The 23,206-nt window shown below is 58.1% G+C and carries 22 protein-coding genes; 12 read left to right on the top strand and 10 right to left on the bottom strand.

Annotation, left to right across the window (positions count from 1 at the left end):
* Nucleotides 1-38 precede the first annotated feature (38 nt).
* Nucleotides 39-2,219: a DNA topoisomerase VI subunit B gene (locus NA78x_RS07605; RefSeq protein ID WP_425617832.1), complete on the bottom strand. Its 2,181-nt coding sequence runs from the start codon at nucleotides 2,217-2,219 to the stop codon at nucleotides 39-41.
* A 503-nt stretch (nucleotides 2,220-2,722) separates the two neighbouring features.
* Here NA78x_RS07605 and NA78x_RS07600 point away from each other — a divergent pair.
* Entirely contained in the window at nucleotides 2,723-3,154 is a 432-nt protein-coding gene (locus NA78x_RS07600; RefSeq protein ID WP_425617831.1) for a hypothetical protein, read from the top strand.
* 69 nt (nucleotides 3,155-3,223) lie between these two features.
* Entirely contained in the window at nucleotides 3,224-3,634 is a 411-nt protein-coding gene (locus NA78x_RS07595) for a hypothetical protein (RefSeq protein WP_425617830.1), read from the top strand.
* A 192-nt stretch (nucleotides 3,635-3,826) separates the two neighbouring features.
* Here NA78x_RS07595 and NA78x_RS07590 read toward each other — a convergent pair whose 3' ends face one another.
* Nucleotides 3,827-5,251, bottom strand: a complete 1,425-nt coding sequence (locus tag NA78x_RS07590; RefSeq protein ID WP_425617829.1) for a sulfatase — start codon at nucleotides 5,249-5,251, stop codon at nucleotides 3,827-3,829.
* 100 nt (nucleotides 5,252-5,351) lie between these two features.
* On the opposite strand from NA78x_RS07590, the gene NA78x_RS07585 reads away from it, so the two are divergent.
* Both NA78x_RS07585 and NA78x_RS07580 read left to right on the top strand, forming a co-directional pair.
* Nucleotides 5,352-5,951, top strand: a complete 600-nt coding sequence (locus NA78x_RS07585; RefSeq protein ID WP_425617828.1) for a cysteine hydrolase family protein — start codon at nucleotides 5,352-5,354, stop codon at nucleotides 5,949-5,951.
* A gap of 971 nt (nucleotides 5,952-6,922) precedes the next feature.
* Complete coding sequence (locus NA78x_RS07580) at nucleotides 6,923-9,931, top strand: vitamin B12-dependent ribonucleotide reductase (protein WP_425617827.1); 3,009 nt, start codon at nucleotides 6,923-6,925, stop codon at nucleotides 9,929-9,931.
* Between the two features lie 107 nt (nucleotides 9,932-10,038).
* On the opposite strand, the gene NA78x_RS07575 is transcribed toward NA78x_RS07580, so the two are convergent.
* The 4 genes from NA78x_RS07575 to NA78x_RS07560 form a co-directional block, all read right to left on the bottom strand.
* Nucleotides 10,039-10,290, bottom strand: coding sequence for a hypothetical protein (locus tag NA78x_RS07575; RefSeq protein WP_425617826.1), 252 nt, complete (start codon nucleotides 10,288-10,290; stop codon nucleotides 10,039-10,041).
* Nucleotides 10,287-10,511 carry a hypothetical protein gene (locus NA78x_RS07570; RefSeq protein WP_425617825.1) on the bottom strand — a complete coding sequence of 75 codons (225 nt, stop codon included), beginning with the start codon at nucleotides 10,509-10,511 and terminating at the stop codon, nucleotides 10,287-10,289. Before NA78x_RS07570 ends, NA78x_RS07575 begins: the two co-directional genes overlap by 4 nt.
* Nucleotides 10,512-10,720: 209 nt before the next feature.
* Nucleotides 10,721-11,998, bottom strand: coding sequence for a tetratricopeptide repeat protein (locus tag NA78x_RS07565; RefSeq protein WP_425617824.1), 1,278 nt, complete (start codon nucleotides 11,996-11,998; stop codon nucleotides 10,721-10,723).
* Entirely contained in the window at nucleotides 11,995-13,335 is a 1,341-nt protein-coding gene (locus NA78x_RS07560; RefSeq protein WP_425617823.1) for an AAA family ATPase, read from the bottom strand. Before NA78x_RS07560 ends, NA78x_RS07565 begins: the two co-directional genes overlap by 4 nt.
* A gap of 125 nt (nucleotides 13,336-13,460) precedes the next feature.
* Here NA78x_RS07560 and NA78x_RS07555 point away from each other — a divergent pair, with 125 nt between their 5' ends.
* The 5 genes from NA78x_RS07555 (at nucleotide 13,461) to NA78x_RS07535 (ending at nucleotide 17,446) form a co-directional block, all read left to right on the top strand.
* Nucleotides 13,461-13,949: a molybdopterin-dependent oxidoreductase gene (locus NA78x_RS07555; RefSeq protein WP_425617822.1), complete on the top strand. Its 489-nt coding sequence runs from the start codon at nucleotides 13,461-13,463 to the stop codon at nucleotides 13,947-13,949.
* A 27-nt stretch (nucleotides 13,950-13,976) separates the two neighbouring features.
* Nucleotides 13,977-14,636 carry an HAD family hydrolase gene (locus tag NA78x_RS07550; protein WP_425617821.1) on the top strand — a complete coding sequence of 220 codons (660 nt, stop codon included), beginning with the start codon at nucleotides 13,977-13,979 and terminating at the stop codon, nucleotides 14,634-14,636.
* 85 nt (nucleotides 14,637-14,721) lie between these two features.
* Nucleotides 14,722-15,708, top strand: a complete 987-nt coding sequence (locus NA78x_RS07545; RefSeq protein ID WP_425617820.1) for a DUF1559 domain-containing protein — start codon at nucleotides 14,722-14,724, stop codon at nucleotides 15,706-15,708.
* A gap of 11 nt (nucleotides 15,709-15,719) precedes the next feature.
* Nucleotides 15,720-16,154 carry a carboxypeptidase-like regulatory domain-containing protein gene (locus tag NA78x_RS07540; protein WP_425617819.1) on the top strand — a complete coding sequence of 145 codons (435 nt, stop codon included), beginning with the start codon at nucleotides 15,720-15,722 and terminating at the stop codon, nucleotides 16,152-16,154.
* 2 nt (nucleotides 16,155-16,156) lie between these two features.
* Complete coding sequence (locus NA78x_RS07535) at nucleotides 16,157-17,446, top strand: thymidine phosphorylase (protein ID WP_425617818.1); 1,290 nt, start codon at nucleotides 16,157-16,159, stop codon at nucleotides 17,444-17,446.
* A gap of 15 nt (nucleotides 17,447-17,461) precedes the next feature.
* Here NA78x_RS07535 and NA78x_RS07530 read toward each other — a convergent pair whose 3' ends face one another.
* Together NA78x_RS07530 and NA78x_RS07525 are read right to left on the bottom strand one after the other, a co-directional pair.
* A complete protein-coding gene (locus NA78x_RS07530; protein ID WP_425617817.1) occupies nucleotides 17,462-18,037 on the bottom strand; it encodes a hypothetical protein in 576 nt (191 codons plus the stop codon).
* Nucleotides 18,038-18,256: 219 nt separating this feature from the next.
* The gene (locus NA78x_RS07525; RefSeq protein ID WP_425617816.1) at nucleotides 18,257-19,597 is read right to left on the bottom strand and encodes a porin; all 1,341 of its coding nucleotides are present in this window, start codon (nucleotides 19,595-19,597) and stop codon (nucleotides 18,257-18,259) included.
* A 437-nt stretch (nucleotides 19,598-20,034) separates the two neighbouring features.
* Between NA78x_RS07525 and NA78x_RS07520 the strand changes: the two genes are divergently transcribed.
* The 3 genes from NA78x_RS07520 to NA78x_RS07510 all read left to right on the top strand — a co-directional run bounded on the left by NA78x_RS07520 (nucleotide 20,035) and on the right by NA78x_RS07510 (nucleotide 21,042).
* Nucleotides 20,035-20,358, top strand: a complete 324-nt coding sequence (locus NA78x_RS07520) for a hypothetical protein (protein ID WP_425617815.1) — start codon at nucleotides 20,035-20,037, stop codon at nucleotides 20,356-20,358.
* 73 nt (nucleotides 20,359-20,431) lie between these two features.
* Complete coding sequence (locus NA78x_RS07515; protein WP_425617814.1) at nucleotides 20,432-20,695, top strand: hypothetical protein; 264 nt, start codon at nucleotides 20,432-20,434, stop codon at nucleotides 20,693-20,695.
* The gene (locus NA78x_RS07510) at nucleotides 20,692-21,042 is read left to right on the top strand and encodes a type II toxin-antitoxin system PemK/MazF family toxin (protein ID WP_425617813.1); all 351 of its coding nucleotides are present in this window, start codon (nucleotides 20,692-20,694) and stop codon (nucleotides 21,040-21,042) included. Before NA78x_RS07515 ends, NA78x_RS07510 begins: the two co-directional genes overlap by 4 nt.
* 15 nt (nucleotides 21,043-21,057) lie before the next feature.
* Here the strand turns inward: NA78x_RS07510 and hemA are convergent, their stop codons facing one another.
* Nucleotides 21,058-22,332 carry a glutamyl-tRNA reductase gene (gene hemA, locus NA78x_RS07505; protein ID WP_425617812.1) on the bottom strand — a complete coding sequence of 425 codons (1,275 nt, stop codon included), beginning with the start codon at nucleotides 22,330-22,332 and terminating at the stop codon, nucleotides 21,058-21,060.
* Nucleotides 22,329-23,204 carry a cytochrome C assembly protein gene (locus NA78x_RS07500; protein WP_425617811.1) on the bottom strand — a complete coding sequence of 292 codons (876 nt, stop codon included), beginning with the start codon at nucleotides 23,202-23,204 and terminating at the stop codon, nucleotides 22,329-22,331. The genes hemA and NA78x_RS07500 overlap by 4 nt, the downstream gene beginning before the upstream one ends.
* Between the last annotated feature and the right edge of the window lie 2 nt (nucleotides 23,205-23,206).

The following is a 23,206-nucleotide window of genomic DNA, read 5'->3' as shown; positions in this document are numbered from 1 at the left end:
ATGTGAATGATTTGTGTAGGAGAGGCGTCAGCTGCAGGTTATGTGGCCACATCCCCCTGCGGCACGATCAGCACTTTGTCGTCGAATTCGGGTTGTTGCTCTTCGGCCATGATCTTTTTGCCACGGCTGTCGAGCTTCATGTCGGCTTCAGCGGTTTTCTTTTTCGCGACGCCGAGCAGCCGTTCGTAAAGTTCGGTCTTCTTCTTGTCATTAAAGTCCTGGATTTCGCCGATCGCGCCGGCGACTTCGCCCAGGTAACGCAGGAAGACGCTGCGGCGCTCGCCTTCTTGTTTCACCTTGTTGCGGGCGTTGAGATACATCTGCAGGCGGCGACCAACGGCTTGCAGGCCGAGGCGGAGTTCTTTCTGAATCTCCGGATAGCCGGCGATCGCTTCTTTCGATTCGCTGGTGAACGGCACCCACACGCTGGCCATGTGCACCATCACGCTCACGGGACCGCTGGGCAAACCGCCACGGCTCTGCGTCAGGCCGTAAGCGCGCCAGTTGGTTTGCATCACGGCTTGGGTGATCGCGCACGCGCTCATCGAGAACTGCAGTGGCACGCGGTTGGCGTAGCGCATCACCTGCATCGTTTGACCTTCGCTCAGGTTCACGTTCCGCATCGCCGCGTGCAGTGAGGCGATTTCTTTTTTGTCCAGTTTGCCCGGGCTTTGCCGAGTGCCGATCTTCGCTTCGGCGATGATCTTGTCCGCGCCGTCGCCACCCACGCCATCGAAGGTGTTCATGAGGAACTGGCGAATGGTACGCGCGTCACTTTCGGCCAGGAATGTTTGCAGTGCATCGAGTGAAACCTTTTGCGCACTCGATACACCACCAAAGGCCAAGCCCACTTCGATTTGAAATGGATTGCCACGGTACACAGCCGGCGGCCGCGTGTCGGCGGTGTAGAACTCGCCGGGCACCACGTGCGCGAGTCCCTTCAAAATCAGAGGCTCGCCGATCGGGCACAAGCAATCGGTTGCCGGTGCACTGATCTTGGTGTTTTGAATTGCCTGGAACAGCGCATCCGCTTCCTGCCTGCCAATTCGCTTGGGATGGGCCCGCGAACTGATTTTGGCCGTTTCGCAAATGCTACTCGCCACGGCATTACTGACGCGGGAAAACGATTCGGTCAAAAACTGCGTGATAGTGCTGAAGCTATTGTCCTGCAGCATCGTCATCAGGCGGCCGAGTTCCACGCCGTACGGATGCGGCTTGATCTCTTTCGGCTCGGCGGGCAACTCGGTGGTCGAGCGCTTGTAATGCGATTCCTGCCCTTCGGCGTCTTTATAATGAATCGTGACGTGCGGATTGGCGATCGCGGTTTGCTCGAGGTATTCATCCACGCTTCCGCGGCCGCGGACATACTTTGCTTCGAGTTCAATGGTCACTCGAGTGCCGCTCTTCACTTCCTGCGCCGGCTTTTCTTGCCCATCGGGGCCTACTTCCGGCAGATAATTGGCGGCCCATTCGATCTCGTATTTCGCCATATCGGCGAGGCCTTTTTCGCCCGGCTCGATGTCGACCCCTTCACCCTTGCCGTTAATGATCTCGGGGTGATTGCGCTTGGTGTCGATCTGCAGCTCAAAATAGTGAGCCGGCTTCTTGGCACCGGTTTTTGAGATGATCTTCACGGGCTTGCCGGTCGTGAGCACGCCGTACATACCAGCAGCGCTGATGCCGATGCCTTGCTGGCCGCGGCTCATGCGCAGGCGATGGAACTTGCTGCCGTAAAGCAACTTGCCGAAGATCAGCGGGATCTGCTTTTTGACGATGCCCGGACCGTTATCCTGGATGCTGACTTTGTAGCGGCTATTGGTCGTCGGCTCGATGGTCACCCAAATCTCGGGGACGATGCCCGCTTCTTCGCAGGCGTCGAGACTGTTGTCGACGGCCTCTTTCACCGTCGTCAGCAGCGCTTTGCGCGGATTGTCGAACCCCAGCAAGTGGCGGTTCTTGGCGAAGAACTCGCTGACCGAGATTTCCTTCTGCTTGGTCGCCATCGTCTCGGCGTTGCTGCGACGCTTCGAGGGGCTCTCGGTGGGATGCGCGTCACCGTGATCAGCTGCGCCATTCGAGGCAGCACCGTTCTCTTCGGCAGCGCCGTTCTTCGCGGCACGCTTGTTGACAAAGTCGTCGGAGTCGCCAGCCTCAAAATCGAGAGCCTTTTGCGCACCAGAAGCTGGCTTTTGCACGTTAGCAGCGGGGGCCTTGGCCAATTCGTACTCCTTTACCGCGATGATTCAATATCGGAAGAGCGGTCCAACCGAGGAAGCAGTCTTGCCGCCGCTCGAATGAGCCGGCCAGCAACTGGACAATCATCGGTCGAGGCTTTCCATTTCCTTGGGCAGACTATCTGGCGAGCAGACAAGCCTGCTGGGTAGACAATCGCTGGCCGTTGGGAGAGGCAAGCGAGTCAAGCTGCGTCGAGTATATCGAGTTTGCGGGCGGACTCAAAGTCGGGATATGACGCTTCTGCGGGCGTTGCCGCTACCGCCCGTCGCGGTTGGTTCGCATGGCACATAATGACTCACCGTTGCCGCACGCCCTAGCCGAGAAAATCCCTACGAGAACGACGTGCAAGGCACGGAATGCCCGCCCTCGGTCTCACCCACCTCAAACGTCCCCCACCCATCTTCTGCCTCGCTGAAAATGCAGCGCGAATGACTCGCGCCCTTCGCAGCCAGGCAGATGTGCCCCCGCCGTCGGAAGGAGTCGACTCATGCTGCGCTCTCTCGTGCGCCCTGGATTGGCCTTGGCTGTTGTCCTCGCTGGGTTTGCTGGCTCCATCTCGGCCACGCAAGCTGGCGATGGAGTTCATCACCCCTATTATGGCCACGACTACGCTGGAGCCGGCGGCTGCCGCACCTGCAGCGGTGGCGATTGCCAATACCGTTGGTACGGCCAGCCCGACCTGTTCTACAACTACTACGCTCCCGCCAACTGCGGTGGCGTTGGTGCCGAGTTGTATCTGTCGCCCCGGCCCGTTCCGGCTCACGTTGGTCACACCTACATCACCTACCAACCGCTGATGCCGCACGAGTTCCTCTATCACCATCACCGCACCTATCACCGCTACTACAACGGCGGACAGGGCCTGACCCGCACGCACGTCAAGTACGGCGTGTCGCACGTACCAAACTTTTTGAAGTAGTGGCCTCCTGAATCAGCGAACCGCACACCTCCATCCCCAATCCACCTTCGTCCCCCCCGGAGGATTTTTGTGAAAGCTCTTACCATGCCCAAATGGCAACAGTGGCTCATGCTGCTGGCCGTGGGTGCCACGCTCACCGTCAGCCTGAACGAATGCGAAGCTGGTGGCCCGCGCACGCGTGCCGACAGAATCGCTCGCTACTACGCAGCTCAACGACCCTGGCACGGACCGTACGCCAACACGAGCTACGGCCAACCGGTCGCCCTCGTCGTGCCGCCAACTTCGGTCTTCCAGAACAGCTGGAGCTGGGGCGTAGCGCAGTCAGAAGCGACTCCGCTTTACCACCAGTTCCACCGCGATCCAGGTGCTGGCTTTGGACCCGGCGGTGGCGGCTACGGCGGATCACCGATCCTCCCCACGCCCCTCTGGCCGAGCCACACCGATCAACTCGGCGTCTACCCAGTTCGCGGACCTTGGTAGTGCCAATAGTGGCCGGGGTCGGGAGTCTTTGGCGAGTTCTGTCTGGCCAAATCACTAGATAAACCATCGCCGTAGACTCTCGACCCCTGACCTTGAACCGCTCGCTTCCACCAACAGAGGCGTCCCCGCGCACCTACCTGCCCGGGGCTGTTGGTTCGCGAAGTCGTTCCTGCCTGGCATTTCCTCAGGCCGCTACTTAACCTTGTTTTTCTTCTTCCCCTGCTTGGCCTCGCCAGCAGGGCCCGCGCGATTCTCCTTGGGCAAGTGTTTCGCCAGCTCTTCTTTCACGCTGGCGAATTTCGCATCACCGGCCAGGTTCGTCCACTCGTGGGGATCGGTCGAGTGATCGTACAACTCTTCGCTCCCGTCGTTGTAGCGAATGTAACGCCACTTCTCGGTGCGCACGGCGTGGTCGCCTCGAAAGTAAGTCGTCACCGCGGGTGTTGACCATTCCGCTTTTGGATCCTTCAGCAGCGGCACAATGTTGGCCCCCTCCACATGCGCGGGCTTTTCAAGCTTGCACAGCGCGCACAAAGTTGGATAGAGCGACATCAGGTCCACGGTCCGCTCACAAACCGTGCCAGGCTTGGTGACTCCCGGCGCGGCAATGATCAGCGGCGAACGAGTTGCTTCTTCCCACAATGCGAACTTGCGCCAGTGCTCTTTCTCGCCCAAGTGCCAGCCGTGATCGCTCCAGAGTACGACAATCGTGTTGTCTCTCTTGTCGGACGCTTCGAGCGCGTCGAGCACGCGGCCCACTTGCCCATCCATGAATGTGATCGTCGCCAGGTACGCTTGAATCGCCTCTTTCCAGCGGCCCGATTTCACCATCTCGGCATGATCGCCCATCGGCTTAGCCACCTTCACGCCATACGGCGGCAAGTCGTCGAGATCGCCTGCCTTGGTCGGCGGCAATTCAATCTGGTCGAGCGGATACATGTCAAAATACTTCTGCGGCACATTCCACGGCATGTGAGGCTTATGAAATCCACAGCCCAGAAATAGCGGCTTGTCGTGCTTGGCCTTCAGATGGCGAATCGTGTAGCTGGCCGTGGCATAGTCGTCCATCTCTTCGTCGGGAATCTTGACGGGCTGGAACTTGATGCCGCCCACGCCGCCGCCATCTCCCTTTTCTTTCCCGCCGCTCCGTGTCTTGGGCTGATCCTCGGCGGGAGCGTGGGAGTGAAACTCGTTCCAGTCACTCTCGCGGCGAAAGGCATCGTGCGTGATCTTGCCCGCCCCAATCACGTGGTAGCCGTTCTGCTTAAAGTGCAGCGGCAAGGTCACCACATCGGTGTTGAGTGGTCGCCAATCGGTCGCATTCGTATATACGCCGCTGACTCCCGGTCGACGTCCTGTCACGAGCGCCGCGCGGGACGGGTTGCACAGTGGCGCGGCACAATAACTGCGGGTGAACGATACGCCGCGACTTGCCAACCGATCGAGGTTCGGCGTCTTCGCCGCCTTGTGGCCGAGATAGCCGACCCAGTCCCTCAAATCGTCGATGGCAATGAACAGCACGTTGGGTTTCGTTGCCGGTTCTGCGCCCTGCACAATTGCTGGCGACAATGCGAACACCACAGCCCAGAACCAAACGCCAGAGAGGAACTTACTCATGTCGACACCTTTCCAAACTCAGTGGGTCCAAACTCAGTGGGGCTCACCGTTGCCGTTATGCTATCCGCGCTGACCTTGCCTTGCACCCGAGGTACTCTCCATGCCTGCGAAAAACCCTGATCTCCACGGTAATGCCCCCGACAAATGCCCCGTGGCGCTGCTCATTATCGACATGATCAACGACCTGGAGTTTCCTGAAGGAGACCAGATCGAAGCCCAGGCGATCCAAGTTGCCGAGCGAATTGCCGAACTCAAACGTCGCTGTGTGAAAAACAAGATCCCCGTCATCTACGTCAACGATAACTTTGGCCGCTGGCGTTCCGATTTCAGTGCCCAGGTCGATCACGTGCTGCACGATGGCGTCCGTGGTCAACCGCTGGCCGAACTTCTCACGCCCTGCGAAGACGACTACTTCGTGCTCAAGCCCAAACACTCCGGCTTCTATTCCACTTCGCTCGAACTCCTCCTCGATTACCTGCAAGCGCGCACGTTGATCCTCACCGGCATCGCCGGCAACATCTGCGTGCTGTTCACTGCCAACGATGCCTACCAGCGAGACTTTCATCTCCTCGTCCCCGCCGACTGCATCGCCTCCAATACCGCCGCCGAAAATCAGGCCGCCCTCGACCAGATGCAGCAGGTCCTGCGGGCCGACATCGGCGACTCCCCCAACATCAAATTACCCCCACTCCCAGCTTGACACGTCACGGTCAGTGATAACCATTTTTGATAACTTTTTCAGTGCTTTTTTCGCGATAACCAATTCCCATAACCGAAGGCTGCCAATCGACTTAAGAAAAGGAATTCGCAAATTTCGCCGAACTGCTGATAACCATTTTGCTAACCACCTGGCAGCGACCCAAACTACCTATTTTGCCATTATTTATGCTCTGATCTTCGCTGCTCATTGCGAGCCATTCCTTCGCCGAATCGCCCCAGCCAACCAACAACACCCCTCAGCCGCATATGACTCGCCAGCGCACGGATCTGCAATCTGCTCGTCGCGTGATTCTTTGTCAAACGTCCTGACACAATTTCCCGCTCGCCTCTGCCTGACCTCCTGGCCCCTGACCTCCTGGCCCCTGACCTCCTGGTCCCTAACTCCGGTCCAGGTGTCGAGTGTTTCTTGCACCCAGCGAGCAATGTCAAAATAGGAAGACAGGGAGGTGCTGGCAGAGCCACCGCTAGCATGTGCGAAGATTCGGGGAAGAGATTTTGAAAATTCATCGGTCGGAAAGTGACCGAGCAGCCGTTTAGCTGCAAACTCCCAAGGTGAACTCTGGAAAGGGTTTACGCCACGCTTGTTGCAACAGGCATCTTTTCGCCACGGCAGCTGTTACAACCCCAAGTCTTGTGCTGGCAATGACCTGCGAGCACAAGTCGAACTCAGATTGACGCTTCTCCGAAGATTCGTAAACTGCCCTTCAGCCACTAAGCGTTGTGGCAGCATTCGTAACACCTACAATGGATGGTATGGGGCTCGGTTTCATACCCGGGCAGGTCACTTTTCTATCGACCTCGGCTTTGGAAGGCTTTTCTTGACAAAGTTACGTGTGACTGGCGGACGATCTGTAACAATGGCTGGACTACTGTACATCTGTTTAGTAGCATGAGGCTGGCGCCCCTATTCCGGGATGCCCCTTTTACGTTTCTCAGCAAGGAGCTGAATGAATGGCGACCGTGTCTTCCCCCCGTTCCCGTGCGCAGTCCAAAACACCTACTCGCGCGAGCAATGCCCGCGACCTGTCGCAAGGTCTGCAGGTTCTGCCCTTGTTCTGCCCCACGAGCGCCGTTGATCCGTTCGACACGGTCAACTGGACGCATCGGAGCGCGCAGATCAAGGACGAGAGCGGCAAGTTGATGTTCGAACAGAAGGACGTTGAGATTCCAGAGAACTGGACTCAACTGGCCACGAACGTCATCGTCAGCAAGTACTTCTACGGCGAGAACGGCACGCCCGAACGCGAAAATAGCGTCCGGCAGCTGATCAATCGCGTGACGCGGACCATTGCCGATTGGGGAATCGCCGATGGTTACTTCGCCACGCCCGAAGACGGCGAGAACTTCTATCGCGAACTGACCTGGCTCTGCTTGCACCAGCACGGGGCCTTTAACTCGCCCGTGTGGTTCAACGTCGGCCTGCACCACATGTACGGCGTGACCGGTTCGAAGTGCAACTGGCGCTGGAACCCGGAAACGATGGATGTCGAACAGCCCGAGAACCCTTACGAGTTTCCTCAAGGCTCGGCTTGCTTCATTCAAAGCGTCGACGACAACATGGAAGCGATCATGCGTCTCGCCACCAGCGAGGCCATGCTCTTCAAGTTCGGCAGCGGCACCGGCACCGACCTCTCGACCCTGCGTTCGCATCGCGAAAAGCTCTCGGGTGGCGGCAAGCCTTCGGGCCCGCTGTCGTTCATGCGCGTCTACGACCAGATTGCTGCCGTGGTGAAGAGTGGTGGCAAGACTCGCCGCGCCGCGAAGATGCAATCGCTGAAGGTCTGGCATCCAGACATTCTCGAGTTCATCGAGTGCAAGTGGAAGGAAGAGAAGAAGGCTCACTGCCTGATCGAAAAGGGTGGTTACGAGTCGAACTTCAATGGCGAAGCGTACAGCAGCATTCTCTTCCAGAATGCCAACCTCTCGGTCCGCTTGACCGACGAGTTCATGCAAGCCATCGAACAGAATCAGATCTGGCAGACCCACTGGGTCACCGATATGAAGACCCCCGGTCCTTCGTGGCCTGCCAAGGAATTGCTCACGCGCATGGCCGAATGTGCCTGGCAGTGTGGCGATCCAGGGGTGCAGTACGATACCACGATCAATCGTTGGCACACCTGCCCGAACAGCGGCCGGATCAACGCCAGCAATCCGTGCAGCGAGTACATGTTCCTCGACGACACGGCCTGCAACCTGGCCAGCATTAACCTGATGAAGTTCCGTTTGCCCGATGGCTCGTTCGATGTCGAACGCTTCCAAACGGCTTGCCGAATCTATTTCATCGCTCAGGAAATCCTGGTCGATCACGCCAGCTATCCGACCGATCAGATTGCTCGCAACAGCCACATGTTCCGTCCGCTGGGTCTCGGTTACTCGAACCTCGGCAGCCTGATCATGAGCGAAGGTCATGCTTACGATTCGGACGCTGCGTACAGCTTGTGCGGAGCGATCACCGCGTTGCTGCACGGCTCGGCGAACCTGGCCAGCGCCGAAATGGCCGCTGTGATGGGTCCGTTCGATGGCTATGCCATCAACCGCGAGCCGATGCTGCGGGTGATGCAAATGCACCGCGATGCGGTCGAGAACATCAACGACGCCGGTCCGCAGAATCTCAAGGAAGCAGCTCGCCAGACCTGGGACGAAGTTCTTACGCTCGGTCGCAAGGTCGGCTTCCGCAATGCTCAGGCAACAGTGCTGGCTCCGACCGGAACCATCAGCTTCATGATGGATTGCGATACCACGGGCATCGAGCCCGATATCGCCCTGGTGAAGTACAAGCAATTGGCCGGCGGCGGCATGCTGAAGATTCTTAACAACACGGTGCCACTCGCACTGAACAAGCTGGGCTACGACGATCCGCAGATCAAGGCCATCTGCGAGTACATCGACAAGCAAGACACCATCGAAGGGGCTCCGCAGCTGCAGGACGAGCACCTCTCGGTGTTCGACTGTGCCTTCAAGCCCGCCAGTGGCGTGCGCAGCATCAATTGGAAAGCTCACGTCCGCATGATGGCCGCTGCTCAACCGTTTTTGAGCGGTGCCATTAGCAAAACGGTGAACATGCCAAGCGATGTCACGCCGCAAGACATTGCCGATGCCTACTTCTGGGGTTGGCAGCTCGACCTGAAGGCCCTCGCGATCTATCGCGACGGTTCGAAGCAGAGCCAGCCGCTCAACACTTCGTCGGACGCCGACAAGAAGGAAGCGGCCGTCAAGATTGTGTATCAACCGCGTCGTGAACGCTTGCCCGACACCCGCGCATCGATCACGCACAAGTTCAATGTCGGTGGTCACGAGGGTTACATTAACGTCGGCCAGTTCCCCGATGGTCGCCCCGGTGAACTCTTCATTACCATGGCCAAAGAAGGAAGCACCGTCGGCGGCATGATGGACGCCTTCGGCACTTCGATCTCGATCGCCCTGCAGTACGGCGTGCCTTTGGAAGCACTGGTCAACAAGTTCTCGCACATGCGGTTCGAGCCGATGGGTCACACCACGAACCCGGACATTCGCATTGCCAAGAGCGTGGTCGACTACATCTTCCGCTGGATGGGCATGCAGTACCTGGCCGGCTTCCGCGAGGCCAGCCGTGGTGACTACTCGGGCAAGAGCGAAGGTGAAGAGATCAAGGCAATCGCTCCGGCTGCGCCTGCTGCCGTGGCGGCAGCGCCAGCGATAACCGCAGCCAAGGTCGCCGCTCCGCCTGCCCCCGCAGCGAAGACGGCCGAGAAGAATGGTGCGAACGGCAATAGTCCTGCCAAGCCCAAGATCGATCTCGAAATGCTCGAACGAGCAGGTCTGTCGATCAAGGTGGATGGCAACGGGCCGGCGACTCGCAACGAACAGTTCGCGCGCTTCCAGCTGGATGCTCCGAGCTGCGACAATTGCGGTTCAATCACCGTTCGCAACGGCAACTGCTACCTGTGCCACAACTGTGGTAACAGCATGGGCTGTTCGTAAGCAGCGATCGTTTGCGAGTTAAGCTTCTGTAACCCGGCTGATGTCTTCAGCCGGGTTTTTTATTGCGACCGCAGAAGTCGCAATCAGTCTATGGTTATTTGCTGGCCCTAGATCGGTTTCACGTTGACGACTTCTACCAACCGCTCGTCCGCACTGATGGCATAGAACGCACGCAAAGGTTCGCAGTCAATGTAATACAACCCCTCGCTCAAATGCATTCCTGCGTCAGCGGGATTTTCCTTCAAAGCCTCTTGGAGTTGTTTGGAAGCATTGATAACCGCCGCTTTGGCGGGGCTCGCCATCGTGATGCGCATGATCTCCTCAACTGCTTCAAGCGAGAAGTTGACGGCGTAGCTCACAACGCCTCGATCTTGGCAATCAGCTCTTCGAGGGTGAACTTTGGCCCCTTTTTTCCGATACGCCCTTTCGCGAACTCAATTTCTTCTGCCGTAGGTGGACGACGCACCACTCCCACTGAGTTCCCTTGGTCATCAACCAATTCAATTTGGCCATCCGATTGCCGTATCAGCTCGGCAACGTCGCTTTGAACGACGATACGTGTCATCTCGGTCTCCTTCATTTTCGGTGAAGTCCATTGTATCGAAGGACCGTGAGTCGTCCAAATGTGCTGGTTCGTGCGATTTCGATGGGGCACAGGCAGTTGCTTCGGAAGCCACGACGGAGCGTGGCTACTACACTACGGGAATGCTCGCCGAAGAGTTGCGAATGCCCGAGATTAGAAGCCTCGGGCATTTTTTTTGCGAATGGCAGTGAGGATGAGAGCGGGCTCTACCTTTTCACTTGCACGCCGGCCAGATAATTGGCCAGGAACTGCGAGCCGACAATGCCCAGAAAGAACCCGCTCTGCAGATTGCCGAGCATCGCCAGGACTGATTTATCGACGTTCGCCAGCAGGCTGTCGGGAATCGCCATCGTCAAGCCAATCAGCAGCAAGGCGCCGGTCACGGCGAACATCGTGTTGCGCGGCCAGCCGGCTTCGATCTGATAGATGGCCGAGATCGGCAGCGATAGCAAGCCGAAGACTAGCCCCGCGAGCAAGAGCGGGGCATAGCCCAGTGCAAAGGCACCGATCACACACAGAATGGCAATCGCCAGGGTGCAGCCGAGCAAGTTCGCGCCGCGGCGTTGATCGGCCGAAAGGGCATGACGGCCGAAGCGATCGAGCCGCAACATCAGGTTGAAGAGCGGATAGGCCAGCCAGGTGAGGACGACAAAGCCGATGAGCAGCCCGAGGAGAGGCCAGATGATGATCGCAAGGTTGGGATTGTTGCGGGCAACTTGCCCCAAAATGCGTTGGGCGAAGTAGATGCCAATCATGATCGCCCAGCGAACATTGCCGGGCAGGCGAGCCATCCACAGAAAGTAGGCGAGCATGCCGCGATAGAGAAAATTGCGGGCCTTGAGCGCTTCGATGATGCCAGCGCGAGCGAACTCCATTTCGGGGTCGAGCCGGAGTGCTTCCCGAAAGTGTTCGGCCGCTTTGAGGGGTTCGTTGGCGTGCAGGTTAGCCCAGCCTTGATTGGCGTGGATCCAAGGATCGTCGGGATTCTTGCGGAGGGCATCTTCGACCGTCGCTGCTGCTCCGGCGCGATCGCCAAGCATCGTCAATGCTTGCGCGCGGACATTCAAACAGACAACATCCTCGGGATCGATCGCGAGTCCCGCGTCAGCCGATTCCTTGGCCTCTTTCCACTTTTCCTGACGAGTCAGAATCGACGCGCGTAGCCCATGCAAGTCGGCATCGTGTGGGTCCATTTGCAGGGCGACGTCGATAGCCTGCTCGGCCTGCGAGTAACGCCGACGTTCGACAAACACGCTGGCCAGCATGCGATAGCCGATGGATTGATCGGGCGCAAGGCTGACCGCTTGTTCGGCCTCCTGCTCGGCTTCGTCGTAGTTATTGAGTCGCAGATGGCATTGCGACATGAGCGCATGAGCGAACGCGTCTTCAGCGTGTTGGCCGAGATGAAGTTGCAGTTCCCCCAGCGCTTGCGCGTAGCGGTTCTGTTCGATGAGTACGAGGGCCCGAGAGAGATGCGGCGTCATTGCAGCTTCATGTATTTGAGGACGTCGTCGTAAAGTCCGCCTTGGTTGGCGTAGAGCGCGTGGTTGCGAGCCGTCGAGAACCATTCTTTGGTCGTCGACCGCTGTTTCGAAATGGCGGCGATCAGATCGTTCGTCGTCAGCGGCTTGGGCACACCGGCTTTGAGTGCGTCTTGCAGCTTGGCTTCGATGGCCAGATCGACGACGGCTTTCAAATCGGCACCCGAGAACTGATCGGTCTTCTTGGCGATCGACAGGTAGTCGATCCGCTCGATGGGCTTGCCGCGCAGCAAGATCTCGAGGATGCCGGCTCGCGCGGCAACATCGGGGGGGGGGACGAACAGGATGCGATCGAAACGGCCCGGGCGGCGAAAAGCTGGGTCGATATGCCACGGCGAGTTTGTCGCTGCGAGGATCAGCACGCCTTCGTTACTGGCATCGATACCGTCCATCTCGGCGAGGAACTGATTGATCAGGTTCCGCATGCTCGAATTCTTCAGATCGCTGCGCCGCGAGCCGAGCGCGTCGACTTCGTCGAAGAAGAGCACGCAGGGCTTGTTGGCTCGGGCACTGGCAAACAGTTCGTGCAGGTTGCGTTCGCTGTTGCCGACCCACATATCGAGCACGTCGTTGATGCCGATCGACAGAAACCCGGCCGAGATCTCGCCCGCGGTTGCCCGAGCAAGATGTGTCTTGCCGCAACCAGGCGGGCCGTACATCAAAATGCCACCACCAATCGGCTTGCCGTAGGCGCGGTACAAGTCGGGATGATTCAGCGGATGAATGATCTTCAGCCGAATCTCTTCCTTGAGTGCTTCCATGCCGCCGACGTCTTGAAACTTGACCTTCGGCCGTTCGATCGGCACTTCCGGGCTGCCCGAATGGTCATCAGCCGATTCACGCATCCGGCCATCTTGAATTTCTGACTCCTGATACCCAGGACCAATCCCCAGCTTGTCATCGAGCGAGGCATCGCGCAGGTCGGGATCTTGCTCAAGCCCCAGCTTGTACTGCGCGACGGCGTTGGGCACATCGCCGGCGCCTAGGAGCAGGCGGGCATACATTACGCGGCCTGCTGGGGGCGATGTACCGTCCTTCACCATGGCTTCCAAGATCACGATGGCGGCGCTCGCTTTGTTCTGTTCGAGAAAGGCTTGGGCGAGGCCTAGTTTGAAATCGGTATTTTGAGGGGCACGGACGAGCCCTTCCTTGAACTCGGCTTCGGCTTCGCTCAAGCGACCGGCTTGCAGCAGACTGACAGCCAGATGTTTGCGCAGCGGGAGATTGTCGGGCGAGAACTGAAGAGCCTCACGCAAGGCGGCAAAGGGATCGGCAGACATCAGGGGACCTATGGGAGCGAGACAGGAAGCGGCCTGGAGGTAGAATATCACGTTTGCACGACGACGTGCGGATCGCCCGATTGTCGTCCAACGATTCCCCAGCAACAAACCTATTGTACTCAGCCATGAATAGTATCCTTCGCATCACCGGTGAAGTTGATAGGCCGTGTGAACTTTCTTTTGATGATCTGGCCGCAGTCGATTCCGCTTATCAGATTCCCGATGTCAGTTCGCTGGCTGGTGGTCGGGCAGGAACGGCGATCACGCTGCAAGGTCTGCTGCAACTTGCGCAGGCGAAGCCAGCAGCCAAATATTTAGGGCTTCACTCGCAGGCCGACAATTTTCACGCCAGCATTCCCTTGGAGGGTGTGCGCGAGAAGGCGTTTCTCATCTATCAGCTGAATGGCGAGCCTCTGTCGACCAAAGCGGGCGGTCCCTGCCGCTTCTTTGTGCCCGATCACCTGGCCTGCCGTTCGGCCGAGATCGATGAGTGCGCTAACGTGAAGTTCGTCGACTCGCTCGAACTGACCGCAGAGAAGGGTCACGACAATCGCCCACACGACGACGCAGCTCACGCTCAATTGCACGCCAACGAGCAGACTCACCAGCACTAAACCTCTCGGCCACAGGAAAGAAGACCGATGCAGCCTCGGCTGATTTTGTTTGACTTCGATTTCACACTCGCGGAGTCGACTGCTGCGACGTTCGAATGTGCGAATCACGCCCTGGTGCGTCTCGGCCTGCCAGCAGTCGAGCGCGAGGCGATTCGTCGCTGCGTCGCTTATCCGCTGCCCGAGGTTTTTGCTCGTTTGACTGGCATCGAAGATCCGCACATCACCGCCCGCTTTTGTGAAGCCTATATCAGCCGTGCTGACCAGGTGACGGCGCAGATGACGCAGCTCTTTCCCGGCGTGCAGCAGGCGCTCGTCACCTTGCGCGAGCGGGGGCATCGCTTAGGAATTGTCAGCACGAAGTATCGCTACCGAATCGAAACCATTCTCGCCTATGTCGGTGCGCAGGGACTGGTCGATGTCATCGTCGGGGGCGAAGATGTGCGCGAGCACAAACCGGCGCCCGAACCGCTGCTGCGGGCATTGGCTCGCTTTCAACTGTCACCAGCCGAGGCCCTTTATTGCGGCGATCATCCGGTCGATGCCGAAGCGGCAGAAGCCGCTGAAGTGCCGTTTGCGATGGTGCTCAGCGGGCCTTCGCTCGCCGAGGAGTTCGCCGGTTTCCCTCGTGTTGTCACGCTGAATTCTGTCGCTCAACTTCCCGATTGGCTGCTGCTCCAAAATGGCTAATAGATAAAAACTCACTTGCGTATCAACTCCTTTCTGGTTAGTTTTCCACCACGGGCAACGGAACGACGACCAGCGAGATAGCACCATGGCGGCGCAACACAAAAAAGTTAGTAGCGGTTTCACCTTGGTCGAACTGCTTGTGGTGATTGCGATTATCGGTGTGCTGGTGGCCTTGCTGCTGCCTGCCGTGCAGTCGGCTCGCGAGGCCGCGCGACGCACCCAGTGTGCGAACAATCTGCACCAGACGGGCCTCGCACTTGCCAACTACGAAGGTTCGCACCGAGTCTTTCCATCCGGCGGTTTGTACGGCCGAGGGAATGGCTACGGGCATTCCTGGTGGGTCCGAATCTTGCCATTTGCGGAAGAATCGGCGGTCTTCGAAAAGTTCGATCAGAATGGAAACTCCAGCGGCTTTACCGGTTGGTTGGGTGGCGGTTCGCACAACGGCAACGCAAACAATCGTGACTTGCTCAAGAGCAAAGACTTCAAGTTCATGTGGTGCCCGTCGAGTCGTTTGCCCAAATGGGCGCTCACGGGCTCGCCGCACGACTCGGCCATTCTCAGCCCCACGTATGCCGGCATTTCTGGCGCCACCAATCACGACTCGGCTACCAATAAGTCTTCGTCTGGTGGCGCCGATGGTCGCATCTGCTCCGGCGGTATCTTGAACAACTTTGTCACGGTGAAAGCGGGCGACATCACCGATGGGCTCAGCAATACGATCAGCGTGGGCGAGCAATCGGACTTCTGTCGAGACAGCACGAACCCTCGAGTCGACTGTCGCAGCGACTGCGGTCACGGTTTCTGCATGGGACCAGGCAACGATGGTTGGCAACGGCAGTTCAACATCACTTGCATCGTGCACCGCATGAACGAGAAGTCGGCACTCGCGCTGGGTGTTCCCGGCAATTGCGGCCCGAATCGCGCGATCCAGTCGGCTCATCCCGGCGGAGCGATGGTGGTGTTCGCCGATGGTGCCGTCAAGTTCATGCGCGAGACCATCGATACGACCACAGTCCTCTACAATCTGGCCAATCGCGACGACGGCAACGTCATTCCGAGCTACGAGTGATGAACCTCTCCATGCGTACCACAGGGTCGATGCTCGTATTGTTGGCACTATTCATTTGCGGCTGCAGCCGACGCGAAGTGCTGGGGCCCGTGAGTGGCGTGGTGACCTTTGACGGCAAGCCCGTGCCCGGCGCGATGGTTCTGTTTCAGAACGAAAAATTGGGCGTACACATGATGGCCCGAGCCGATGAAACAGGCCGCTTTGTCGTGCAGATGGCCAATGGTGCAGGACTGCCGCTCGGCGAGTACCAGGTGGCCGTGAGTCCACCCATTCAAGATCATCCGCTGGGACCGATTGCCGCTCCGCCGCCCGGCCACGATGATTACCCTAATATTCCCAAGCGATATCGCAAAACGACTACCAGTAAGCTGAAGTTGACGGTGGGCGAACAGGCCAATAGCCTGGACATCAACATGCGATCCGTGCCCGAACTGTCCGAAAGCTAGCCATGAACCCCGTTGTGACGATTGCCAACAAGCGAGATGGCAACGAACTTTCGCGAGCAGAGATTGCCCACTTCATTCACGGCTTTGCAGCGGGCAGCATTCCCGATTATCAGATGGCCGCGCTGGCGATGGCCATCTATCTGCAGGGGATGACCACGGAAGAGACCGCCGCGCTCACCGACGAAATGCTCGCCAGCGGCAACGTGATGCGTTGGCAAGATGACGGCCGCCCTGTTGTTGATAAACACAGCACGGGCGGCATAGGTGACAAGACATCGCTCGTGCTTGCCCCGCTGCTGGCTTGCTGCGATTTGCGGGTGCCGATGCTCTCGGGCCGCGGCTTGGGAGCGACAGGTGGCACGCTCGATAAGCTGGAAGCAATTCCTGGGTATCGCACGAACCTAAGTCGTGAAGAGATTCACGAAATTGTGAAACGCGTGGGCTGCGTGATTACGGGCGCGAGCCAGGAATTCGCCCCGGCCGATCGCAAGCTGTATGCACTCCGCGATGTCACGGCGACCGTCCCGAGCATTCCGCTTATCACCGCCAGCATCATGAGTAAGAAGCTGGCGGAAGGGCTCGATGCACTGGTGCTGGATGTGAAGTGGGGAAGTGGCGCGTTCATGAAGACGGCGGAAGACGCTCGCCGGCTGGCTCATTCGCTCGTCAACACCGGCCAACGCATGGGAGTGAAGACGGTTGGCGTAGTCACCGACATGAATCAACCGCTCGGTCGCCTCAGCGGCAATGCGCTGGAAGTAAATGAATCGATTGACGTGCTCGAAGGTCGTAGCGCTGCCGAATTGTGGCAAGTGACCGAAGAGCTAGCCATCGAATTACTGCTGGTCACCAGACGAAGCGACACCCGCGAAGCAGCAGCCAAGATACTGCGCGGACACATCGACAGCGGTCGTGCCCGCGAGCGGTTTTCGCAGATGGTGTATGCACAGGGAGGCGATCTCGATCAGCAGCGTCCACTCGCGCCGACTTCGGAAGTGCTCAGCGAACACGCCGGCTACGTGACGGCCATGAATACCGAAGAACTCGGTCTGGCCATCATCGAACTGGGCGGCGGCCGCAAGGTAATGAGCGACAAGCTCGATTTTTCCACTGGGCTCGAAATGCTGGTGCGGCTAGGCGATCGCATCGAGCGCGGTCAGCCACTCGTCAAGCTTTACGCTCACGATGGTCAGAAGGAACATGCCTCGCGAATGATCCAGCGAGCGATTCGCATCGAAGAATCGCCGCCGATGTCGCTGCCTCTAATCGTGCAGCGAATTTTCGCGCCGTGAATCTTCCGCAATGATCTACTCCGCGGCAGCTTCTTCAGGCTGCTGTTCGGTGATCTTCGGGAATTTGAACTTGCTTACCGACTCCAGCAGTTTCGGCCGTAGTTTCTTCAGGTCCTTAAGAAACTCCAGGCCTTCCTCTTCGCCGTATTCGCGCTGGGCATATTGGTAGGCGATGACCGACTTGCCATCTTTGCTCAGCTCGTAGATAAAGACGTTGAACTCGACGATCTCCTTTTCGACATCCCACATGATGAAGTCGACCATCTTCCGTTTGCCGTCTTCGCTGATGTGTGTGGCTGAAGGAAAGTCAGGGTTTTGTTGTTTCAGCACCTTCACCAAGGCGTCGCCCAGCTCTTTGAAATCGGTCCGGCCAAAATACTGACGCACTGCGATCATCGAGGACCATTCTTCCAGGTCTTCTTCTTCCGGAACGTACTCGTTGAGAATCTGCTTGTGCTTGCCGTTCTTGTCGACATTCACCGCGGCGAGATTATAGGTCTCTTCGCGAAACTCCAAGCTCTCGGGCTGTTCAGCCAGAGCAAGCAGAGGCATGACAAACAACAGCGCAAGGGTCAGCAACTTGGCAGGCATTAAGAATCTCCGGATAGCAGGAGTTGATTCTCAACTATGGAGCGCGAGTCGCCCGCCGGCCTGACAAATTGACGGGGAAGGGCCGATCGAGTTGCATCTTTCGCGTGCTTATTCCTGCAAGTCCGATTCTGCGGCCTGTCCCTTCAAGAAACGAAAAAACCGGGGCTGCAGTGACTGCAACCCCGGCGAGTGTGTGAACCGTTTCAGCTACCTGTTGGCTTAGAACAAGTAGATAAAGTCGAGGCCGAGCAGCAACTGATCGCTGCGGGTGCCGTCGTCGTATGGCAGCGGAGCACCAGCGACCGAGATGCCTTCGAACCAGTCGTAGCGAACTTCGCCGCGGATGGTCAGGTTGGCGGTCGGGGTGTAGTTCAAACCACCGGTGATTTCGTAGAAGTTACCGGCAAAGCCCGATCCGGCGATGGGATTGCCCGCTCGCAGACCGGTCACGCGGACGCCGTCGTCATCACGGAACCATTCGCCGCGGAAGCCAGCCTTCCAGCAATCGTTGATGGTGTAGAAGAGGTACTGATTGATGCCGTACCATTCAGCGCTACCGCCGCCACCAATCTGACCGCCGACCTGATGGCCGTAGTCGTGCTGGAAGATGTACTGCCACTTCTCGCTGAAGTTGCGAGTGTACACCAGGCTGTGCGTGTAGCGATCTTCGAACGTGCCGTTGACGGTGGGCTCGTTGCCAAAGATGACGTTGAAGGCGAGGACGTCTTCGCAGCCAGTCCAAGTGAAGCCGGCGATGAAGCCAGGATCATCTTGCACGCGGGTGAGAGCATCCCAACCGTTAACGATGCCGTAGTTCAGTGCGATCTCGTCGCTGTACTTGTACGAGCCCAAAGCACCCCAGTGGGTGAAGGGTTCGCCGTACTGCATGGTGTAGGCATGCGAGTAGAAGAAGTTGCCGTTGGCGGGCACCACTTCGTAACCGAGTACGGTGTAGAAGTGACCGATTTTGATCGAGTTGTTTTCGTTACCCACTTCTGCATACAACTGCGGAATCGCCAAGCCGTAATCGGGATTGCCGTTCCACTTGGGAGCACCGGCGGGAGTTGTTTCCCAGCCGTTCGATTGTGTGTAGAGATAGTCGGAGCCGTAGAGCACGTCGACGCGACCACCCCAGTTCCAGCAGCAGGTCTCGCGATCGATGGTCTTTTCACCGATCAAGTACAGGGCGTTGAACTGGCCGTCGTTGCGGTCATTGAACGTGACGGGACCGTTGAAGTTGCTGGCGGGGCTGGCAGTGTTGTAGGTGTAACCGCCATGGGCAAAGCCGGTGATGTTCCAGCCCTTTTCCTTTTGGCAGAACAATCGCCAAGGATCGCAGGTGGCTTCTTCTTCGGCGGCAGGCGCTTCGCAGGCTGCACAATGGGCGGCAGGGGCAGTCGCCATGGGCTGAACGCCCGCTTCAGGCTCGGGAGCCGGAGGTGCGTTCTCTTGGGCGTAGTCGGCAATCGTGTACGAAGGCGATTGAGCACTGGCGACCAGTGGCAATCCCAGCGAAGCCGCAATCGTCATCGTTGCAGCCGCTAACCAGTTAACTTTCATTCCGATCTCCTTGTTGTTGCCGTGCTTGGCAATGGCCAGTCCGAGTGGCTTAGTCGCCAGCTCTTCTAGCGGGCCTCACCGCAACCGCCTGCGGCTCCCCGAATCGAGCGACGCGCGTTACACCGCACGTTCCCACCGCTCGCAAAATCAGTCTCGTTTTGCCGGCAGAGCAAGCCCTGCCGTAATAGGTGTTTCGAGCGATCCGTAAGGAATAATTAATACTCAAGGAGCAACCGAGAAGGTCCCCGTGGCGGGCAATCTCAACGCAAACTGCCTGCCTTGCGCGATGGGAACAAACGATGGCAAACTTTGATTCGTTGGTGGTTTGTAGGGGCAGGCAGATGGCTTGCGGCCATATTCGCTGCGGGCATGAGTGGGTAAAATTCAACCTGCGGACAGAATTTCACGCTGCTAGCAAGTACCCAATCGAGAGTTGCATGCCCACCCGCCGCGAGAGAATCGAAGCCCTACTGGCCGACGAACCCCAGGATCAGTTCCTGCGCTATGGCCTGGCGATTGAGTTCGAGAATGAAGGTCGCTTCGAAGAATCGGCCGACGTCTTTCGTTCGCTCATGAAAGACCCCGTCCCGCACGTTCCCTCGTTCCTCCGCGGCGCACAGTTGTTCGTGCGAATGGACGAAATCGAAGAAGCCCGCGGGGCACTTCGCACGGGCATCGAGATCGCCCGGTCGCGCGGCGAAATGCACCCCGCTGGCGAAATGGCCGAGCTGTTGATGACACTAGGGGCGATGGGGGAATAAAAGGTCCACCAGCAACTATCGGCTGGAGTGCAATTTTGAAATATACTACAAGCACTACAGCAAGGACTTGCAGATGCCAATCGAATTGACGCCCGAACAATGGGAAAGTGCCCAGCAAGGTTCAGAACTTCCGATTCGCGTAAACAGCCCCGCGAATGGCAGCGGTTTCGTGTTATTGCCTGCGGAGGTCTACGAACGTTGGAAGGCTGTGTTCGAAGCCGATCCAGTCACCCCCAGCGAAAGAGAGTTTCAACTTCGTCAATTTGGAAAGCGAGCCGGCTGGGACGATCCCGAAATGGACATCTACGATGATCTCGATCCGCGGCACAAGTCATGAAAGTAACTCGTGGCGACATAGTCCTAATCGATTTTCCATTTAGCGATCGCAGCGGTAGCAAGGTGCGCCCCGCATTGGTTGTTCAATGTGACCAACTCAACTCGCGGATCGACGACACCATACTGGTCGCAATTAGCCGATCAACGCACCGGGCATCTACGACGCAGTTGTTCATCGATCTCGCTACCCCGGATGGCGGCGTCACCGGGTTGCGCCAGAACTCCATGATACAGTGCGAGAATTTGCTTACGTTCGATCGCCAATTCATCATCTCCGTGATTGGCAAGCTGCCGAATTCGCTACAGCGTGAAGTTGATGAGTGCCTGCGTGCCGCATTGCAACTGTAAACACCCAGTCTTGCATCAATCCTTCAGCTTGAAGAGCCGCTTTAGAGCGTCGAGCAGGCCGTGAGGCGCGCCGTGCTGAGCTTCGTCGCGGAGCGATTCGAGCGGTGGATGTAGCAGCTTGTTCACCAGGCGATCAAAGCCCTGGCGGATTTCGTTTTCGATCTTGGGGTCGAGTCGGCCAAGCTTGTTGAGCAGTCGGGCCAGTTCGTCGGCTTTCACTTCGTCGGCTCGTAGCTTGAGCCGACGAATCGTCGGCGCTGTAGCGCGATGATTCAGATCGGTCATGAACCGCTGAGTTTCGTCTTCGATGATCTTCTCGGCCTGCGGCCATTCCCGCTCTCGTTCACGTCGGTTCCGCTGACAGGCTTCCTGCAAGTCGTCGATGGCGTACAAGTAGACGCCGGACAACTGGCCAATCTCAGGCTCAAAGTCACGAGGAATTGCCAGATCCAAAACGAGCAACGGCCGCTGATAGCGAGCATCGACGATGGGTTTGAAGGTGGCGGCCGTGAGAATCGGTTCATTGGCTCCGGTGGCGCTCACCACCAGGTCGGCTTCGACCAGCAAAGCCGAAAGCCGATCCCACTTTTCGGGTTGGCCGGTCATGCGTTGGGCGAGTTCTTCAGCCCGCTCGAAGTTGCGATTGCAGATCGAGATCTTCTTCACGCCCGCGTCGATCAAATAGCGGAGTGTTTCTTCGCCCATCTCGCCGGCACCGATGACCAGCACCTGCTTGTCGTCGAACCGCTCGAAGAATTGGCTGGCGAAATCACCCACAGCCACACTGGGAATGCTGACGCGGCGTTGATTAATCGCGGTCTCGGTCGCGACTCGCTTGGCCACCTTCAGTGCCGCTTGAAAGGCCGCATTCGTGAGTGGTCCCACCGTGCTGCTGACCGTGGCCAGTTCGTAGGCTTGTTTTACCTGCGCGAGAATCTGCGCTTCGCCGACCACCATGCTATCGAGGCTGGCGGCCACGGTGAACAAATGACGCACGAAGTCTTCGCCGGTCCGTTCGAATAGGTCGTTGAAGACCTCAACCGGATCAAGGCCGTGAAACTCGGCCAGAAACGAGACCATGTCGTGATGCGACGGGCATTCACCGGGCTGCTCACTGGCGACGTACAACTCCACGCGATTGCAAGTGGACAGCAAGACCGCTTCGGCAGCCGGATATCGTTCGCGCAGGCGCATCAGCGCGCGAGATGCCTGATCTTTGTTAAAGGCCAGACGCTCGCGCACTTCGACAGGGGCCGTGTGATGGCTGCACCCGATCATTTGCAGCTTCATCGCGGGGCCTCCACAGGCGTGGCCGGGCGTTTGGCATCGGCCGGTGCATGTTCCGAAGCGCCCGTGGCGAGCATGATCATCACGATGGCCAAAAAGCCGAAGCTTGCCACCGTGAGATAAGCAACCTTGCGTCCCTGCTGAGCCGGTTTGTAGGTCCACTCAAAAATGGTCGCCGCGAGCAGCCAAGCCAGCAACAAGAGCGACGTGATGACGACCGGATCGGTCCATGGCACAAAGCCTTGGCCCGCGGTGCGGATCAAGTTCATCACAATCCCAGCGCCCAGGCCGAGCAGAATCAAAAAGAACGAATAGACGAGCGACTGTTTATTGACGGTCTCTAGCCATTCGAGCGAGGGCAGGCGCAGGAGCGTATTGGGCTGCAGTTTGTGTTTCAGGCGATACGATTGCACGAGATACATCAATCCGGCCACGAATCCAAGCGAGACCACGACAACGCCCAGCAGCAGCATCACGCCGTGCGTCATGCCCCAGAGTTGTAGCGCCTGATCGCGCTGAAAGGTCTGTGCTTTTTCGAGTGAATAGGCCAGACCGATCAGGGCGAGCACTACCGGCAGCATGAACAGGCCGACCGGTGATTGCGGTCGACGTATGGTCCAGCCCACATACAGCGCCGTGAGGATCCAGGCGGCCAGCAGGCACCAGTCGTACCAACTGGAGAGTGGCAAACCCGTCGCCAGACCAGTCTGGGTTCGCTGGTACAGGTGTACTGTATGAGCAAACAGGCCGGCGAGCGTCATGCCGATGATCAGGAAGAGCCGCACCGGCATCCGAAAGAAGAGACGCGTCACTTCCATCGCCAGCGAGACTGCATAGCTGGCCGTAAAACAGACGATGGTGATGCCGGAAAGCATGG

Source organism: Anatilimnocola aquadivae (genome assembly GCF_049819085.1).
GTDB lineage: Bacteria > Planctomycetota > Planctomycetia > Pirellulales > Pirellulaceae > Anatilimnocola.
This window is presented reverse-complemented; position numbering and strand designations above follow the sequence as displayed.